Origin of the sequence: Spongiibacter thalassae (assembly GCF_012272835.1) — a bacterium.
In the GTDB taxonomy this organism is placed as follows: Bacteria; Pseudomonadota; Gammaproteobacteria; order Pseudomonadales; family Spongiibacteraceae; genus Spongiibacter; species Spongiibacter thalassae.
In genome coordinates this window covers 186,614-203,754 of record NZ_JAAWWK010000006.1, presented here as the reverse complement: position 1 = coordinate 203,754, position 17,141 = coordinate 186,614, and the positions used below count along the sequence as shown (strand labels likewise).

At 58.9% G+C, this 17,141-nt stretch carries 16 protein-coding genes; 11 read left to right on the top strand and 5 right to left on the bottom strand.

Translation table 11 applies throughout. The annotated features are described in order from the left end of the window. The first annotated feature begins 24 nt into the window (after positions 1-24). From HCU74_RS16350 to lipB, 11 genes are all read left to right on the top strand, one after another. Positions 25-1,281, top strand: coding sequence for a glutamate-5-semialdehyde dehydrogenase (locus HCU74_RS16350; RefSeq protein WP_168451490.1), 1,257 nt, complete (start codon positions 25-27; stop codon positions 1,279-1,281). Continuing rightward, on the top strand, positions 1,282-1,953 hold the full coding sequence (gene nadD / locus HCU74_RS16345) for a nicotinate-nucleotide adenylyltransferase (protein WP_168451489.1): 672 nt from the start codon (positions 1,282-1,284) through the stop codon (positions 1,951-1,953). Then, positions 1,953-2,297 (top strand): ribosome silencing factor, encoded by a 345-nt coding sequence (gene rsfS, locus HCU74_RS16340; RefSeq protein WP_168451488.1) that lies wholly within the window; start codon positions 1,953-1,955, stop codon positions 2,295-2,297. The genes nadD and rsfS overlap by 1 nt, the downstream gene beginning before the upstream one ends. Further along, entirely contained in the window at positions 2,287-2,754 is a 468-nt protein-coding gene (gene rlmH, locus HCU74_RS16335; protein ID WP_168451487.1) for a 23S rRNA (pseudouridine(1915)-N(3))-methyltransferase RlmH, read from the top strand. Before rsfS ends, rlmH begins: the two co-directional genes overlap by 11 nt. A 7-nt stretch (positions 2,755-2,761) precedes the next feature. After that, the gene (mrdA, locus tag HCU74_RS16330; RefSeq protein WP_168451486.1) at positions 2,762-4,642 is read left to right on the top strand and encodes a penicillin-binding protein 2; all 1,881 of its coding nucleotides are present in this window, start codon (positions 2,762-2,764) and stop codon (positions 4,640-4,642) included. Further along, positions 4,635-5,777, top strand: coding sequence for a rod shape-determining protein RodA (rodA, locus tag HCU74_RS16325; protein WP_168451485.1), 1,143 nt, complete (start codon positions 4,635-4,637; stop codon positions 5,775-5,777). Before mrdA ends, rodA begins: the two co-directional genes overlap by 8 nt. A gap of 39 nt (positions 5,778-5,816) precedes the next feature. Then, positions 5,817-6,830, top strand: a complete 1,014-nt coding sequence (gene mltB, locus HCU74_RS16320) for a lytic murein transglycosylase B (RefSeq protein WP_168451703.1) — start codon at positions 5,817-5,819, stop codon at positions 6,828-6,830. Further along, a complete protein-coding gene (locus HCU74_RS20200; protein ID WP_168451484.1) occupies positions 6,827-7,645 on the top strand; it encodes a septal ring lytic transglycosylase RlpA family protein in 819 nt (272 codons plus the stop codon). The genes mltB and HCU74_RS20200 overlap by 4 nt, the downstream gene beginning before the upstream one ends. Before the next feature lie 126 nt (positions 7,646-7,771). Beyond that, positions 7,772-8,884, top strand: coding sequence for a D-alanyl-D-alanine carboxypeptidase family protein (locus tag HCU74_RS16310; protein ID WP_168451702.1), 1,113 nt, complete (start codon positions 7,772-7,774; stop codon positions 8,882-8,884). A 10-nt stretch (positions 8,885-8,894) separates the two neighbouring features. Continuing rightward, positions 8,895-9,164 carry an HP0495 family protein gene (locus HCU74_RS16305; RefSeq protein WP_168451483.1) on the top strand — a complete coding sequence of 90 codons (270 nt, stop codon included), beginning with the start codon at positions 8,895-8,897 and terminating at the stop codon, positions 9,162-9,164. Further along, complete coding sequence (gene lipB / locus HCU74_RS16300) at positions 9,164-9,844, top strand: lipoyl(octanoyl) transferase LipB (RefSeq protein ID WP_168451482.1); 681 nt, start codon at positions 9,164-9,166, stop codon at positions 9,842-9,844. The genes HCU74_RS16305 and lipB overlap by 1 nt, the downstream gene beginning before the upstream one ends. Here the strand turns inward: lipB and holA are convergent. The 5 genes from holA to HCU74_RS16275 all read right to left on the bottom strand — a co-directional run bounded on the left by holA (position 9,841) and on the right by HCU74_RS16275 (position 17,127). Then, the gene (gene holA / locus HCU74_RS16295; protein ID WP_168451481.1) at positions 9,841-10,869 is read right to left on the bottom strand and encodes a DNA polymerase III subunit delta; all 1,029 of its coding nucleotides are present in this window, start codon (positions 10,867-10,869) and stop codon (positions 9,841-9,843) included. The two genes, lipB and holA, sit on opposite strands and share 4 nt — an antisense overlap. Beyond that, positions 10,853-11,389 carry an LPS-assembly lipoprotein LptE gene (locus HCU74_RS16290; protein ID WP_168451480.1) on the bottom strand — a complete coding sequence of 179 codons (537 nt, stop codon included), beginning with the start codon at positions 11,387-11,389 and terminating at the stop codon, positions 10,853-10,855. The genes holA and HCU74_RS16290 overlap by 17 nt, the downstream gene beginning before the upstream one ends. Then, entirely contained in the window at positions 11,379-13,829 is a 2,451-nt protein-coding gene (leuS, locus tag HCU74_RS16285; protein ID WP_168451701.1) for a leucine--tRNA ligase, read from the bottom strand. The genes HCU74_RS16290 and leuS overlap by 11 nt, the downstream gene beginning before the upstream one ends. Positions 13,830-13,919: 90 nt before the next feature. After that, positions 13,920-15,407 (bottom strand): apolipoprotein N-acyltransferase, encoded by a 1,488-nt coding sequence (lnt, locus tag HCU74_RS16280; RefSeq protein WP_168451479.1) that lies wholly within the window; start codon positions 15,405-15,407, stop codon positions 13,920-13,922. Positions 15,408-15,555: 148 nt separating this feature from the next. Then, positions 15,556-17,127, bottom strand: coding sequence for an FMN-binding glutamate synthase family protein (locus tag HCU74_RS16275; protein WP_168451700.1), 1,572 nt, complete (start codon positions 17,125-17,127; stop codon positions 15,556-15,558). Positions 17,128-17,141 lie beyond the last annotated feature (14 nt).

Here is a 17,141-nt window from a genome sequence, read left to right as displayed (position 1 = left end):
TGATTGTGAGGGGAACGATTTTCGATGGACGTCAGGCACTACATGCAGCAACTGGGGCAGCAGGCACGGGAGGCGTCTCGAGCAATTGCCGCCGCTGACAGCGGTGTAAAAAACCGGGCACTGCTCGCCATTGCCGAGGCCGTCGATGCCGCACGCTCGGAAATTATTGCAGCCAATGAACAGGATCTGGCGGCGGGTCGTGCCAATGGCCTGGATGCCGCACTGCTTGACCGCCTTGCCCTGAACAGCGCTGGCGTGGATGGTGTGATTGAGGGGTTGCGTCAAGTCGCGGCCCTGCCCGATCCCGTTGGGGCGATTTCCGACTTGAACTACCGCCCCAGCGGCATTCAGGTGGGCAAAATGCGGGTGCCTCTGGGGGTGATTGGCATTATCTATGAGTCGCGGCCCAATGTGACGGTCGAAGCGGCCAGCCTGTGCCTTAAGTCGGGCAACGCGGCCATCCTGCGCGGCGGTTCCGAGGCAATCAACTCCAATCAGGCGCTGGCCGCGTGTATTCGCACAGGCCTTGCGGCAGCGGGGCTGCCCATGACCACCGTGCAGGTGCTGGAGACCACTGACCGCGCTGCGGTGGGTGAGCTGATTACAATGCCGGATTATGTCGATGTTATCGTTCCCCGTGGCGGCAAGGGGCTGATTGAGCGTATTTCCCGCGACGCCAGTGTGACGGTGATAAAGCACCTCGATGGCATTTGTCATGTTTATATCGACGATCACGCTGACGCAGACAAGGCTCTGGCGATTGCGGTGAATGCCAAAACCCAGCGCTACGGTACCTGTAACACCATGGAAACACTGCTGATCGCGGAGCGACGGGCTGCGGAGCTGCTGCCGCCGATCGGTGAACAGATGAGCGCCGCCGGAGTGGAACTGCGCGGCTGTGCGCGCAGTTGTGAGCTGCTGCCTCAGGCTGTGGCCGCCACTGAGGAAGACTGGGCGACCGAATACCTCGCGCCGGTGCTGTCGGTGAAAGTCGTCGCCGATATCGACGCCGCAATGGACCATATTCGCCAATACAGCTCCGGGCATACTGAGTCCATTGTTACCGAAAACTACACCCTGGCGCGGCGATTTTTGCGCGAGGTGGATTCCAGCTCGGTGATGATTAACGCCTCGACCCGTTTTGCCGACGGTTTTGAGTACGGTCTGGGGGCGGAAATCGGCATTTCCACTGACAAAATTCACGCCCGTGGCCCCGTTGGCCTGGAAGGGCTTACGTCGCAAAAGTGGGTGGTCTTCGGCGATGGCCATATTCGCGGTTAAATGACAGCGGCAAGGCACCACACCATCGTCTTCGGTGGCACCTTTGACCCGATACATCACGGGCATTTGCGTTCGGCCATCGAGCTGCGCGAGGCCCTTGCCGCCGAGGAACTTCGGCTGGTGCCCAGCCATCGACCGCCGCTGCGCGGCGCGCCGGGTGCCGACAGCAAGCAGCGTCTGGCGATGGTCGAGGCGGCTATCGCCGGCACGCCGGGGCTGGTGGTCGATGGTCGCGAGTTGCTGCGGGATCGTCCCTCGTACACGGTAGACACCCTGCGCCAAATGCGCGCGGAGTTTGGTGAGGACAGGGCGCTGACCTGGGTTATGGGTAGCGATGCCTATAATCAACTTCACCGCTGGCAGCAGTGGCAGTCGCTGTTCGAACTGGCCAATGTGCTGGTGATTGAACGGGCTGATTTTGCCTTGCAACCGGCCGCCGAAGTGACTGAATTCTGCGCGCCGCGCCGTTTGGCCGGGGCGTCAGAGCTTGGCCGCCAGGCCGCGGGCGGTTTTTACTGCATGAGCTTGATCCAGCTGCCGATTTCGGCCAGTGATATTCGCGACCGTATACGCTGCGGTCGTTCCATCCGTTACCTGGTACCCGACGGGGTTGCGGAACTGATTCATCATTGGGCCTTATACCAGGCCCAACCTACAGGAATACCAAGTTAATGGCAGTTGAGCAATTGAAAGCCCTGGCGATAGAAGCCCTGGACGATTTGAAGGGTCGCGACATCGTCACGCTGGATGTACGCGGCGTCAGTGGTGTGACCGACTATATGGTAGTGTGCAGTGGCACTTCCAATCGCCACGTAAAGTCACTCGCCCAGAACGTGTGGGTGGAAGCCAAAAAAGCCGGATATACCCCGCTGGGGATGGAAGGTGAGCAGAGCGCCGACTGGGTGCTGGTGGATTTCGGCGATGTGGTGGTTCATGTAATGTTGCCCGAGGCGCGGCTGTTCTACGATCTGGAGCGCCTCTGGCAGGTAGTGCCCAACGCTGACGATGAGAGTTAGTCTGCTTTGTATCGGCGGTAAAATGCCGGCCTGGGTTGAAGACGGAGTGGCGGAGTATCGCAAGCGCCTGCCCGCCGAGATTCAGCTCGATATTCGCGAGCTGCCCATGGCCAAGCGGGGCAAAACCACTGACATTCGCCGGGCCATAGCCCAGGAGGGCGAAGCCCTGCTGGCGGCGGTGCCCAAGGGCGATGTGGTCATTGCGCTGGACGTATTGGGAAAATCCGTGAGCACCGAGTCGCTGGCGGCGTCACTGCGGCAGTGGCAAATGGAGGGCGACAATATCAGTATTCTGGTGGGAGGTCCCGACGGGCTCGCGGCGGAGTGCCTAAGCGCAGCGCGGCAGAAATGGTCGTTGTCTGCCATGACCTTGCCCCATCCCCTGGTGAGAGTGGTATTTGCGGAGCAGTTGTATCGCGCCTGGACCATACTCGCCAATCACCCCTATCACCGCTAGGCCGTTCATGCCTAAACGCCAGACGCTGAAAAATACCCCCCGCGAACGCAGCATCTACAAGCGCAGGATGTTCGTGTCGGTGTTGGTGGTAATGCTGCTGACCGGGGTGTTGGTCACCCGCTATGCGCAGTTACAAATTCTCGACTTCGAAATATACATTACCCAGTCAGACCGCAACCGCATTCAGTTGATGCCCATTGCACCCAAGCGCGGGTTGATTTTCGATCGCAACGGTGTGCTGCTGGCAGAGAATATTCCCAGTTATACCCTCACGGTGGTGCGTGAGCGTATGCCCTCCCTGTCGGAGGGACTGGAGGTGATCGCCGATATTGTCGAGCTCAACGACGACGATATTGAGCAGTTTTACCGCCGCCTGAAACGCCGCCGCCCCTATGAGCCGGTGCCGCTGAAATTCCGCCTGACCGAAGAGGAAATTGCCCGAGTAGCGGTGAATCGCCATCGAATACCCGGTCTAGAGGTCGACGCCCAGCTGGTGCGCCATTACCCCAAGGGGGAAATCTTTGCCCATGTGCTGGGCTATGTGGGCCGCATCAGCGAAAAAGAACAGGACAAGATCGACCCGGTGAATTACAGCGGCACCCACTACATCGGCAAAATCGGTCTGGAAAAATTTTATGAGAACCTGCTGCACGGCACGGTGGGGTATCAAAACGTCGAAAGCAATGCCCACGGGCGAATCCTGCGGGTACTGGAGCGCCACGACCCTCTGCCCGGCGGGGACATTCGTCTGCACCTCGACGCCGGGGTGCAGGAAGTTGCCTACAACGCGATGGCCGGTGTGCGTGGTGCAGTTGTCGCCATTGATCCGCGCAGCGGCGGCATTGTCGCGATGGTGAGTGCGCCGGGCTACGATACCAATCTGTTCGTCAACGGCATCAGCTCGGCGGATTACACTGCGCTTCAGGATGATCCAGACCTGCCGTTATACAACCGCGCCCTGCAGGGGCAGTATCCGCCGGCATCGACGATCAAACCGATCTGGGCATTGGCGGGATTGCACTTTGGTACGGTCACGCCAAAAACCCGCTTTGCTGATCCCGGCTGGTTCTCGTTACCCAATGACACCCGCCGCTACCGCGACTGGAAGCGGGGTGGTCACGGCTATTCCATCAACATGGAACAGGCCATTGCCCAGAGCTGCGACGTCTATTTCTACGAGTTGGCCTACAAGCTCGGTATCGACCGTCTGCACAGCTTTGGCGCCCGCTTTGGTCTTGGCGATGCCACCGGTGTGGACAATACCAATGAGCGTGGCGGCCTGTTGCCCTCTCGCGAATGGAAGCAGGATGTTCGCGGTGGTCACTGGTATCCCGGTGAAACCATAAACGTCGGCATAGGTCAGGGCTTTATGTTGGCCACGCCGCTGCAGTTGGCGGTGGCGACCTCGGTGATCGCGTCCAGGGGCGAACTGCGCGCGCCACGGCTGCTGGCGGCCGTGGGCAGTGAGGAGCATGTGGCTCCGCTGCTGGGCACCATGACCGATGTGCCCAAAGCCCATTGGGATGCGGTGGTGCGATCCATGGAGGAAGTGATTTTTGGTGCCCAGGGTACGGCGCGGGGACTGAGTAAAGGCGTGCAATACCGCTTCGCCGGCAAGACCGGTACTGCTCAGGTAGTGGGTATCGCCGAGGGGGCGAAATATGACTCGGCGGCACTGGAAAAGCGCAAGCGCGACCACGCCCTGTTTGTTGCCTTTGCGCCGGTTGATGCGCCGGAAATTGCCGTGGCCGTGATTGTGGAAAACGGTGAAAGTGGCGGCGGCGTCGCCGGACCCATTGCGCGTAAAGTGATGGATGCCTACATACTGGGGCCACAGAGTGTCGAAGATGCTGATACACCCGCAACTCAGGTAGAAAGTGATGAGTAACTCGGATTTTGTCCGCCAGTTGCCCGGCGGTGGCGGTATGCCCGGCAGCCGCAGTCTCAGTCAGCGCCTGCGCATCGACCCGGTGATGCTGGTGTTGTTGATGACGCTGGCGGGGGTGGGCCTGTTTGTGCTCTACAGTGCCAGTGACAGCAGCTACGCCACGGTGCTGCGACAGGCGCGTTTCATGTCAATCGCCTTTGTTGCCATGATACTGGTTGCCCAGCTTCACCCCGAGCAATTGCAGCGCTGGGCGCCGCTGGTGTTCTGCGCCTGTATCGCTCTGCTCGGCGCTGTGCATTTCCTCGGTGTCGGGGCGAAGGGCGCCCAGCGCTGGCTGTCGATAATGGGTTTTCGCTTCCAGCCGTCGGAGCTGGCCAAGTTGATCATACCGATGACGGTGGCCTGGTATTATTCCTCCCATCCGCTGCCACCCAACTGGCAGCACACGGTGTTCAGTTTGATCCTGATAGGTATTCCTACCGTGCTGGTCGGCATGCAGCCGGATCTCGGTACCTCGATTCTGGTTGCCATGTCGGGGATGTTTGTGCTGTTTCTGGCCGGGGTTAGCTGGACGCTGATTTTTTCCGGGATGGGGCTGGTACTGGCGATGGCCTGGCCAATGTGGCAATTTGTGTTGCACGACTACCAGCGGCAGCGGGTTCTCACCCTGTTGAACCCCGAAAGTGACAAGCTGGGCGCGGGTTGGAATATCATTCAGTCGAAGACCGCCATCGGTTCCGGCGGCTTTGAGGGCAAGGGCTGGCTGCAGGGCACCCAGTCGCACCTCGACTTTCTGCCCGAAAGCCATACCGACTTTATAATCGCCGTGTTGGCCGAAGAATATGGTCTACGGGGTGTGTTGCTGTTGCTGTTGCTGTACGGTCTGATTATCGGTCGCGGTGTCTGGGTGGCATCTCAGGCAAAACATAGCTTTGGTCGCCTGTTGGGTGGGAGTATTGTGCTCACTTTCTTTGTCTATGTGTTTGTTAACATGGGTATGGTGTCTGGACTGCTGCCCGTTGTCGGTGTACCGCTGCCGTTGGTGAGCCAGGGTGGTACGTCTATCGTCACTTTGCTGATAGGCTTTGGCATTCTGATGGGGATCTACGCCGATGAGCGACTGGTTCATCAATAATCACTGCTTGCATAACAATGAGAGAATATCGTGAAGAGAATGAATACACTGCGCGGCCTGTGGGCGGCGGTACTTGCTGCGGCTAGCCTCACTGCGGCGCTGCCCGCTACAGCAGACTATCGGCAACACGAAAAAAGTCGTGAATTTGTCGATAAAATGGTCGAAAAACACAGCTTTGATCGAAAGTGGGTCGAGGATATTCTCGCCCAAGCCGAGCGTAAGCAATCGATTCTGGACGCGATGTCGCGGCCCGCTGAGTCGGTGATGACCTGGGCCCGGTATCGCAATATCTTTATTCAGGATGTGCGCATTACCCAGGGCGTTCAGTTCTGGCAGGAACACGCCGAGACGCTGGCGCGCGCCGAAGAAAAATACGGCGTTCCCGCTGAAATGATCGTTGGCATTATCGGTGTCGAGACCCGCTTTGGCCGCAATATGGGCAGCTACCGGGTGGTCGATGCCCTGGCGACACTGGGTTTCGACTACCCCCGCCGCAGCGCCTTTTTCCTTGGCCAGCTTGAAGAATATCTGTTGATGGTTCGCGAGCAGAGCTTCGATGCTTTTGATCTCAAAGGCAGTTACGCCGGTGCCATGGGCTACGGCCAGTTTATTCCTAGCAGCTACCGCGCCTATGCGGTGGACTTTGACGGTGACGGCAAGGCCGATATTTTAACCAATCCCGTCGATGCGATTGGCAGTGTGGCCAACTACTTTGCCCGGCACGGCTGGAAGAAAGATGCTCCGGTGGTAACCGGTGCCGTGTTGTCGGAACCGGTAGACGAAACCCTGTTCAATGCCGGTTTGAAACCGACCAAAACCCTTAAGCAGCTGGCCCACGGTGGTATTGCCAGTGATCGCGAGCTGCCGCTGAACTTGAAAGCGACGGCGATGAAGTTTGACGGTGAGAAGGGCGATGAATACTGGATCGGTCTGAAAAATTTCTACGTCATCACCCGCTACAACCACAGCGCGATGTACGCCATGGCCGCCTACCAGCTCAGCCAGTTGGTGAAGGCGGACTACGAGCGTGCCCTTGCCGAGAAAACTGAATGATGGGTCGCGGACTTGGGCTTCTGCTTCTCGTAGTGTGGCTTTCCGCTTGTACCTCGGTGCCGCCGCCGTCAGGTGGCGCATCCCAGGCCAAGGTGTTTCCGCCCAGTGATCAGGACGGTGCACCGCCGGAGGTGCTGGATCCCGATGGGATTGCAGATGCGGTGCCGCGGGCGGAGATATTGCGCCTGGCGGGGAATATGAGCCCCTATGTGGTCAATGGCGTGACTTATAAGCTGGTGGACGATCATCGTGGATTCCGCCAGCGCGGCGTGGCGTCCTGGTACGGCACCAAGTTCCATGGCAAGGCGACCTCCAACGGCGAAACCTATAGTCTCTACGAAATGACAGCGGCCCACCGTACGCTGCCCATACCGGTCTACGTCAAAGTTAAAAACCTGAACAATGGCCGCGAGGCGATAGTGCGGGTCAATGATCGCGGCCCATTTCACTCCGACCGGATTATCGACCTGTCCTACGCGGCGGCGGTAAAGCTGGGCTTTGCCAAGCAGGGGACTGCGCCGGTGGAAATTGAAGTGATAGATACGGATAATAGAGCGCAAGCGGGCCCCACAGCGAATTATTTCCTGCAGGTGGGAGCGTTCAAATATTATTCGGCGGCAGAGCAATTGCAGCAAAGTCTGGTACCGATGCAGCTGCCCATACAAATCACCAGTCAGGAAGAGGGCAGCGGCGCCCTGCATCGCGTGCGTATCGGGCCGCTGCGAGATTTTCCCGCCGCACAGGCGGCGCGCAAGCAATTGCGTGAATACTGGGCCGGTGAGCCGACACTGCTGGTTGAAGAAACCGGCAGTTAACGGTTTGGATCGAACAATTAATCAGGGTGACTGCCGAGCAGTTCGCTTAAACAATCATTACATTCAAAAGGTTCTGTTTTGAAGCGCTTCGTTCTAGTGATTCTCTCCCTTGTGGTGTCGGTAAATATGGTATTTGCCCAGCAGAGTCTGGTGCCCGCGGCGCCGACCATTGCGGCAAGCGCCTACCTACTGATGGACGCCGACAGTGGTGAGGTGTTGGTGGAGCACAACGCCGACCAGCGTATTCCCCCCGCCAGCCTGACCAAGCTGATGACCAGTTATGTATTGTCCTATGAGCTGGAACGCGGACAGGTCAGCAATGATGACCTTGTTACCATCAGCAAAAACGCCTGGGCACAAAATCCGATATTCGCCGGCTCATCGCTGATGTGGATCGAGGTGGGCAAGCAAGTGACCCTCGGCGATTTGCACAAGGGGGTGGTGATTTCATCGGGTAATGATGCCAGCGTGGCGGTGGCCGAATATCTGGCGGGTAGCGAAGATGCCTTTGCTGGAATGATGAACCAGCATGCGCAAATGCTCGGTCTGGAAAATACCCACTTTGTGAACTCGCACGGCCTGCCCCACTCGGAGCACTACACGTCGGCGCGGGATCTCGCCAAACTGGCCAAGGCGATCATCGAGTTCCCCGATGAATACGCCCTTTATAGTGAAAAGGAGTTTCTCTACAACGGCATTCGCCAGAGCAACCGCAACGGTCTGCTGTGGACGGACGACAGTGTGGATGGTCTGAAAACCGGCCATACCAGCGATGCGGGCTACTGCCTGGTGACGTCGGCGAAACGCGACGGCATGCGTTTGATTTCCGTGGTGATGGGTGCCAGCAGCTCCGGCAGTCGCGAGCGGGAAACCCAGAAACTGCTCGCCTACGGCTTCCGCTATCACGAAACCCATCACCTCTATTCCGCCGGCAGCGAGTTGATCAAGGCCAAGGTTTGGAAGGGCGCCAACCTCGATGTGCCGCTGGGTGTTCGCGACGACGTTTACCTGACCATTCCCCGGGGTAAAAGTGACAAACTTGACGCTCAGCTGAATGTTGATGACGTGTTGATTGCCCCCATTGCCGCCGATCAGGAGTACGGTGAGCTGTTGGTTACCCTGGAGGGTGAGGAGGAAATCCGCATTCCGCTGGTAGCACTGGAAGCTGTGGAAGAAGGCAGTATCTTCAAGCGGCTTTGGGACAGCATAGTGCTGTTCTTCCTGAATCTGATTTCCTGAGGCCGGTGTTGTGGCGAATGTTGATCCCCCAAAAATTGAGTTTCCCTGCGACTATCCCATTAAGGTGATTGGCGACAACGTGGCGGAATTCCGTGAAAAAGTGATGGCGGTATTTGCGCGCCATGCGGCGCCGGTCGCCGATGTCGACATCAGTGAGCGACTGAGCAGCGGTGGGCGATACATTTCGATGACGGTGAAAATTATTGCTACCGGCAAACCCCAGCTGGAGGATATTCACACCGACCTCAAGGCCACCGGCCTTGTTAAAATGGTAATGTGATGGCAAACCAATTGTGGCAGCGCCGACTGCTGGGCGATCAGGCCTATGAGCCTGTATGGCACGCCATGCAGGCCTACACCGATAGCCGTGGTGAGGATAGTCGCGATGAGCTGTGGTTTCTCGAACACCAGGCGGTCTTTACCCAGGGGCAGGCAGGTAAGGCAGAGCATATTCTTATGCCTGGGGATATTCCTGTAGTGCAGGTGGATCGCGGTGGGCAAGTCACCTACCACGGTCCGGGGCAGTTGGTGGGCTATGTGCTGATTGACTTGCGTCGCCGTGGCATTGGAATTCGCGACCTGGTGACGGCGATAGAAGAGAGCATCGTCGAACTGCTCGCTGATCTCGGACTACCGGCCCACCCCAGAGCAGATGCCCCCGGAGTGTATGTTGAGTCCGGCGCAAAAATCGCCCAGTTGGGACTGCGGGTCAGAAAGGGCTGCACCTTTCACGGCTTGAGCCTCAATGTCGAGATGGATTTGAGCGTGTTCCAGCGGATTAATCCCTGCGGACATATCGGAATGGAAGTGACCGATATGCACAGCCAGCTTGGCCGCTTGCCGAGTCGCGAGAATTTGATGGACACTCTGGCAGCGGCACTTGCCCGTCGCTTGGGCTACGATTCTGCACCCATTCTGGCTGAAAATGACCTGCCCGAGTCCCGAGTAGAAGAGCCCTAGATACGCTGTCGACCAGGCAGTGGCTGCCCACCGAGGGCACTGACCAGACTGCGCATCAGCAGCTGACTGTTGGCATCGCTTTGCCCCTTTTGCGCCCGATCGATTTCCGCCGCCATGACCAGCAAGGCCTGAAGTTTGCGCAGTGACAGGCGCTGCAGGGCGCCGCGATACATTTCCTTGCGCTTATCCCACACTCGCGCTGCGTCCAGCGCCCGCTCCAGCGGTGTGCCCTGATCCATCTGCTGGGCACAGTTGCTGAGATTGCGCAGCTCCCGGCACAGGGCGCCGAGCATGGCAATTTCTTCGCCCCCTTCGGCAAGCAGGCTGTCGAGCATGTGCAGGGCCTGCGCCGCGCGACCCGCCAGGGCGGCGTCGATCAGTTTGAAAATATCGTAGCGGGCGCTGCTGGCCACCGCAGAGGCGACGGTTTCCACATTGATGGCTTTTTCACCCACCAAAATTTTCAGCTTCTGGATTTCCTGGTCGGCGGCGAGCAGGTTGCCCTCTACCCGGTCGGCCAGTAACTCAGCCGCTTCGCGGTCGGCGCTCATGCCATTGGCCTTGAGCCGCTGTTGAATCCACGGTCCGAGCTGACGGCGATCGACGGGCCAGATCTGTACCACCGCGCCGATACTGTCGATGGCCTTGACCCATTTGGCATTCATGCTGCGGCTGTCGAGCTTGCCGCAGGTCATCAGGAGGATATTGCTGCCGTCTGACATTTCCAGAAATTGCTGAAGGACAGCAGAGCTTTTCTGGTCCATACCGCCGTTGTTAAGGCGTAATTCAATCAACTTGCGTTCGGCGAACAGGGACATCGACTGCCCCGCTTCAAGTAAATTACTCCAGTTAAAACTGCGATCGACTTCGAGCACCTCCCGCTCAAGAATACCTTGCTCGCGGCACTGGTGGCGCAGGGCGTCGGCGGACTCCTGCTGAATCAGCAGCTCGTCACCGGTGATGAGATAGGCGGGCAGTAATTGCTTCTGAAGCTGGGCATTGAGCTGTTCAGGGCGCAGCCGCATTGCTGGCGTCTCCGTGCAGCTGCCGGGCCCAGATTTCTACCTGCTGGGCCAGGCGAATGCTGAGTTGCTCGCGCATTTCCGCCTGAACGATACTGGACTCGGTTTCTTCTCCAACGGGGTTGTCGGAGTCGTTGACCACCAAGCGCCGTTGCTGGAGTGTGCGCGGGCCCCTTAGCACCTTGCCCTGGGCGTCGAGCAAGCGCACCTGGGCACGTTCATACAGGGCGTACTCGGCGTCGCGGGCTTCCCTGTCCAGGGTGATGCTGCGCTTTTCGGCGTCGAGCAACTGCACATCAACCCGCAGTCGCGCTTCGCCGGGTCGCTGGGTCACCGCAACCTGATTGATGGTGAATTGACGTTTCAAAGCCTGATGCAGCTCCTGACTGTTGCGGCTTCCGCTGATATACACCGGTTGCTGGCTGGCGTCGATGCCGGTACTACCGCGCAGGGCGAAGCCACAGGCACTGAGCAGTGCCATCGCGCACAACAGACAGATGCTTTTCAGGTAATCAGTTCGCAACGATATTCACCAGTTTTTTCGGCACCAGAATTTCCTTGCGAATGGTCAAACCATCGAGGAACCGCTGTACGTTTTCCTGTTCCCGGGCCAGGGTCTTGACGGTGTCGGCATCCGCATCGGCGGCCACTTCGATTTTAGCGCGAACCTTGCCATTTACCTGCACCACCATCTCGATGCTGTTACGCACCAGTGCGGCTTCGTCGACGCTGGGCCAGTCGGCGTCGATAACCGCGTCGTCGTGGCCCAGTTCCTGCCAGAGTTGGTGGCAGATATGGGGCACGATAGGGGCGAGCAGACGCACGGTGGCATTCAGTGCCTCGCCGACAACGGCGTAGTCCTGATCGCCGCTGCAGTCAAAGCGCGATACCTCGTTGACCAGCTCCATTACCGCAGCAATAGCGGTGTTGAAGGTGAGGCGACGGCCGTAGTCGTCGCTGACCTTGGCAATGGTTTCGTGGGTCTTGCGGCGCAGGTCTTGCTGAGACTGGTTGAGTGCGCCGGTATCCAGTACGGCGCTGTTGCCCGCCTCGACATGGCTCGCCACCAGTTTCCACAGCCGGCGGAGGAAGCGGTTGGCTCCCTCAACGGCGCTGTCAGACCACTCCAGACTTTGCTCCGGGGGTGCGGCGAACATAATGAACAAACGCACCGTGTCGGCGCCGTATTGTTCAATCAACGATTGGGGATCGACGGTATTGCCCTTGGATTTGGACATTTTGGCGCCGTCTTTCAATACCATGCCCTGGCAGAGCAGTTGTTTGAAGGGTTCGTCGGTATTGACCAGCCCCTCGTCGCGCATCAACTTGTGGAAAAAACGCGCATAAAGCAGGTGTAGAATCGCATGTTCGATGCCCCCTACATATTGGTCTACCGGCAGCCAGTAATTGGCGCGGTCGGGGTCGAGCATTCCGTCTTCGTAGTCGGGACAGGTAAAGCGAGCGTAGTACCAGCTCGACTCCATAAAGGTGTCGAAGGTGTCGGTTTCCCGCTCGACATCGCGGTCGTCGAGGGTGTCTTTGCGCCACTCCGGGTCGGCCTTGATCGGCGACTGAACGCCGTCCATCTCGACGTCCTCCGGCAATAGTATCGGCAGGCGGTCTGCGGGAACCGGGATCTCTCCGCCCTCGGGCAGGTTGAACACCGGAATCGGCGCGCCCCAATAACGCTGGCGGGAAACCCCCCAGTCGCGCAGGCGGTAATTGGTGGTGATACGACCCTTGCCCAACTGCTCGAGCTTGTCGGCGATGGCGGCAAAGGCCGCGTCGAAGTCCATACCGTCGAACTCACCGGAGTTTACCAGGGTGCCTTTTTCCGTCGCTGCCTCGGCGCTGAGGTCAATGTTCTCTGCGGCGATAACCTGGGTGATGGGCAGCGCGTATTTTTGCGCGAACTCGAAGTCCCGCTGGTCGTGGGCGGGTACCGCCATCACCGCACCGGTGCCGTAGTCCATCAGCACATAGTTGGCGATCCACAGTGGCACGGCTTTGCCAGTGAGGGGGTGCAGTACGTTAATGCCGGTGGCCATGCCCTTCTTTTCCATGGTGGCCATATCGGCCTCGGCCACGGAGCTGTGGCGACACTCGTCGATAAAGGCGGCCAGCGCCGGGTTGTTCTCCGCCAGAGCGAGGCTGATCGGGTGCTCTGCGGCCAGGCTGACGTAGGTGACCCCCATCAGGGTGTCCGGACGGGTGGTATACACTTCAAAGTGATCGGTGTTGGCAACAGGGGTTTCCAGATCGAAACGCAGTTGCACACCCTGTGAGCGACCGATCCAGTTGCGCTGCATGGTGCGCACCTGTTCGGGCCAGCCATCCAGCTGGTCGAGGTCATTCAGTAGTTGGTCGGCGTAGTCAGTGATTTTGATAAACCACTGGGGGATTTCCTTGCGCTCAACCTGGGTATCGCAGCGCCAGCAGCAGCCGTCGATGACCTGTTCGTTGGCGAGTACAGTTTCATCAACCGGACACCAGTTCACCGCGGAGGTCTTTTTGTAAACCAGACCTTTCTCCAGCAAGCGGGTAAAAAACCACTGTTCCCAACGGTAGTAGTCAGGCTTGCAGGTGGCCAGTTCGCGGTTCCAGTCGTAGGCAAAGCCGAGCTGTTGCAGTTGGCCGCGCATGTAGCTGATGTTTTCAACGGTCCACTTGGCGGGAGCGGTGTTGTTCTTCACCGCAGCATTTTCCGCAGGTAGACCAAAGGCGTCCCAACCCATAGGCTGGAGAACATTCTTGCCGAGCATACGCTGGTAGCGGGAGATGACATCGGCGATGCTGTAGTTGCGCACATGTCCCATATGCAGCTTGCCGCTGGGGTAGGGGAACATGGCCAGGCAGTAGTACTTCTCCTTGCCGGGGTCCTCAACCGCGGTAAAGCTGGCGTTGTCCTGCCAGAATTGCTGGGCGCGGGCTTCGATGTCGCGTGGGGCGTAGTGTTGTTCCATTGGCAATGCGGGTCTCTGTACGACAAAAATCAAAAGGCGACATTTTAGCAGCTTGTCACCGCCCCGCACATTGAATTACCGCGATGAGGGTTAAATCTTGCGCGATGGTTGACGTCGGCGCAGGATCACCGAGACAGCAATCAACAGAAAGCAGCCTGCGATAATGGGAGTTGAACCCAGACGATTGAAGGGGGTCTGTCCCTCTCGCGCACTGACGGCGCCGCGCAACAGGGCTTGCTCGTGGGCGGGAATGCGGGTTTTGATCTGGCCCCGGTGGTCGGTGATGGCAGTGATGCCGGTGCCGGTGACGCGAATCAGTTCGCGGCCGTTTTCCAGGGCTCGCATCTGGGCCATTTCCATATGCTGGGCAGGGCCAATGGATTTACCGAACCAGGCGTCATTGCTGATGGTGAACAGCACGTCGGCGTTGCGGGCACTCCGTGCAACCAGGTCGGGATACACTATTTCGTAGCAAATCGACGGGGCGAGGAGCCAGTCCTTGACCTGCAGCGGGCCCTGGTCGGGGCCGCCCCAGCTGAAGCTCGACATGGGCAAATCAAAGAAGCTGATCAAACCGCGAATATATTGCGCCAGCGGCACATACTCACCAAAGGGAACCAGTCGCTGCTTGTGATAGGTACCTTCGCCACCGCTGATGACCATCACCGAATTGTACATGTCCTCGTCGTCCCGGGTGGGGACACCGGTAATCAGCGCAGAGTTGTTGGCCTGGGCCCGTTCGCGGATATAGTCGAAGAAGGGCAAGGCGTGGTGATAAAGCGCCGGTATTGCGGCCTCGGGCCAGATTACCAAGTCGGCATCGGCCCATAATTTTTCCGATTGGGTGTCATACAGTTCGAGGGTTTTCCAGTAATGGGTGTAGTCCCATTTTTTATCCTGGGAAATGTTGGCCTGCACCGCGCCGATGCGCAGGGGCGGGCGTTCCTTGAGCTGGGTCCACTCGGTGCTTGTCAGTAACTGTCCTTGCAGCATCAGTGCGCCACAGCACAGCAGGGGCAGGGTGGCGGAAAGTGGTCGCGAGCGCAATTCGCGCAGCGCAACATAGAGGGCTGCGCCGCTGAGGGCGGTCCAGAAACTGAGGCCGTAAATACCGACGATGGGGGCCCAGCCGGAAAGCGGAGTACTGACGTGGGCATAGCCCAGGTAAAGCCAGGGGAAGCCGGTCATAAACCAGCCCCGGAACCACTCGAATATCACCCAGGCGGCGGCGAAGCCGAGAATATTGGTGCTGCCCTCGGTGCGCAAAAACCGACTGTAGCTGTAAGCAAACAGGCCGGTGACCAAGCCGAGGGCGAGGCAGAACAAGCCTGTCATCAGGGCAGAGAGGGCGGCGGAGGTATTGCCATAGACGTACATCGCCACGTAGATCCACGACACTCCGGCAAGAAAGCTGCCACTGCCGAACAGCCAGCCGCGCAGCAAGCTCTCTCGTGGGGAGCTGTGCTGGAGGCAGGCGGCCAAGGCGGCCAACGCTATCGGACCAGTCCACCAGTAGTTGAATGGGGCGAGGGACAGGGGGATCAGGGCGCCGGCGATCAGGGCGAGCATCCGCATCATGCAGAGGTGACTCCATCGGGTGTAAGTAGCAACAGACCGCATTTCTTCGCGTCTGTTGCAGAGTAGATTCATTCAGCGCTGACAACGCCGCCCAAGTTTACCCAGCCGGGTGTGCGCTAGCCAGTGCCCGGTGTGACCCGGGCCGGGGTCAGGCTGTGTCTTTTTGTGTGTCACTCGACTCGGCGTCGCTGGCAATAAGGTATTCCGGTCGCGGTGTTTTATCGGGATAGCGGTCGGTGAGAGGCTCCGGTACGCCGCGCTCGTCGATCAGGTAGACGTGGCGGCGCTGCAGAGCCCGCGCCTCGCGCACTCCGCATGAATGGGCGATAACACCGACTTCGTGCATCAGGTTGCGGGCATAGTTTGCCACACGCCTGGATTTATCGGCGGGCACCAATCCCTGTTGCAGGTCGGGGTCGTGGGTGGTGACCCCGGTGGGGCAGGTGTTTTTATTACATTGCAGGGCCTGAATACAGCCCAGGGCGAACATAAAGCCCCTGGCGCTGACGATAAAGTCGGCCCCCACGCACAATGCCCAGGCCGCCTCGGCGGGGTTGATCATTTTGCCCGACGCAATAACCTTGATGCGCTCGCGCAGACGGTATTCGCTGAGCTTGTCGACGACAAGGGGCAAGCTGCGCCGCAGCGGCAGGCCCACGTAGTCCATCAGGCTTTGCGGTGCCGCACCGGTGCCGCCGTCGGCACTGTCGATGGTGATAAAGTCCGGCGCACTGTCGAGGCCGCGGCGGTGGATCGCTTCGCCGAGTTCGTCTAGCCAGTCGGAAAAGCCGAGCACGGTCTTGAACCCTACCGGCTTGTTGGTGATACGGCGAATCCGCACCACCATATCGAGCAGGTCGTCGATACTGCGAATATCCGGGTGGCCGTTGGGGCTGATGGAGTCTTGTCCCTCGGGAATGCCCCGTATGCGGGCGACCTCCGGAGTGACTTTGCCGCCGGGAAGGATGCCGCCCTTGCCGGGTTTGGCTCCCTGGCTGAGTTTGATCTCGAACATGCGCACCTGAGGGTAGGCGGCGATTTCGCGCAGGCGCTCTTCACTCAGATTACCCTGCTCATCGCGTACTCCGTATTTGGCGGTGCCGATCTGGAATACCAGATCGCAGCCCGCTTCGAGGTGATAGGGGGACAGACCCCCTTCGCCGGTGTTCAGCCAAATGCCCGCTTCCTTGGCCCCGGCGGACAGGGCCTGTATCGCGGGTTTGGAAATGGCGCCGTAGCTCATGCCTGAAATATGGAATATCGCCGAGCTGCTGTGGGGGTGTGCGCAGTAGCCTTCGCCGATGGTGACGCTGTGGGTGGGGGCGGCGTCTTCGCTCAGGGTGGCAAACAGGCAGTTCATAAACAGCACTTCATTGCTGTGATTGAGGGGGCGGGTAGAGCCAAAGGCGATGGTGGTGTCCACGTTTTTGGCGGCGCGGTAGACCCAGGAACGCTGGGAGCGGTTAAAGGGCAGTTCTTCCCGATCCATCGCAAAAAAATACTGGCGGAAAAACTCACCCAGATGTTCAAAAAAATAGCGGAAACGGCCGATCAATGGATAGTTGCGGCGTATCGCGTGTTGGGTCTGGCGCATATCCTTGATATAGAGCACGGCGAGGTAGGCGACAATCGCGCCAATCGCAATGACAAATAACAGGGCGCTGTAGTGCAGAATACCTGCGGCAATGGCATTCAGGCTGTCGAGCAGGTGGCTGGGCATGGGGACTCCGACAA

What these genes read in the sequence shown, in the direction of transcription:
- lnt (WP_168451479.1), bottom strand. Translation starts at nt 15,407, where the DNA reads ATGATGCGGATGCTCGCCCTGATCGCCGGCGCCCTGATCCCCCTGTCC.
- HCU74_RS16350 (WP_168451490.1), top strand. Translation starts at nt 25, where the DNA reads ATGGACGTCAGGCACTACATGCAGCAACTGGGGCAGCAGGCACGGGAG.
- mrdA (WP_168451486.1), top strand. Translation starts at nt 2,762, where the DNA reads ATGCCTAAACGCCAGACGCTGAAAAATACCCCCCGCGAACGCAGCATC.
- rlmH (WP_168451487.1), top strand. Translation starts at nt 2,287, where the DNA reads ATGAGAGTTAGTCTGCTTTGTATCGGCGGTAAAATGCCGGCCTGGGTT.
- rsfS (WP_168451488.1), top strand. Translation starts at nt 1,953, where the DNA reads ATGGCAGTTGAGCAATTGAAAGCCCTGGCGATAGAAGCCCTGGACGAT.
- lipB (WP_168451482.1), top strand. Translation starts at nt 9,164, where the DNA reads ATGGCAAACCAATTGTGGCAGCGCCGACTGCTGGGCGATCAGGCCTAT.
- leuS (WP_168451701.1), bottom strand. Translation starts at nt 13,829, where the DNA reads ATGGAACAACACTACGCCCCACGCGACATCGAAGCCCGCGCCCAGCAA.
- holA (WP_168451481.1), bottom strand. Translation starts at nt 10,869, where the DNA reads ATGCGGCTGCGCCCTGAACAGCTCAATGCCCAGCTTCAGAAGCAATTA.
- nadD (WP_168451489.1), top strand. Translation starts at nt 1,282, where the DNA reads ATGACAGCGGCAAGGCACCACACCATCGTCTTCGGTGGCACCTTTGAC.
- HCU74_RS16310 (WP_168451702.1), top strand. Translation starts at nt 7,772, where the DNA reads ATGGTATTTGCCCAGCAGAGTCTGGTGCCCGCGGCGCCGACCATTGCG.
- HCU74_RS20200 (WP_168451484.1), top strand. Translation starts at nt 6,827, where the DNA reads ATGATGGGTCGCGGACTTGGGCTTCTGCTTCTCGTAGTGTGGCTTTCC.
- mltB (WP_168451703.1), top strand. Translation starts at nt 5,817, where the DNA reads ATGAATACACTGCGCGGCCTGTGGGCGGCGGTACTTGCTGCGGCTAGC.
- rodA (WP_168451485.1), top strand. Translation starts at nt 4,635, where the DNA reads ATGAGTAACTCGGATTTTGTCCGCCAGTTGCCCGGCGGTGGCGGTATG.
- HCU74_RS16275 (WP_168451700.1), bottom strand. Translation starts at nt 17,127, where the DNA reads ATGCCCAGCCACCTGCTCGACAGCCTGAATGCCATTGCCGCAGGTATT.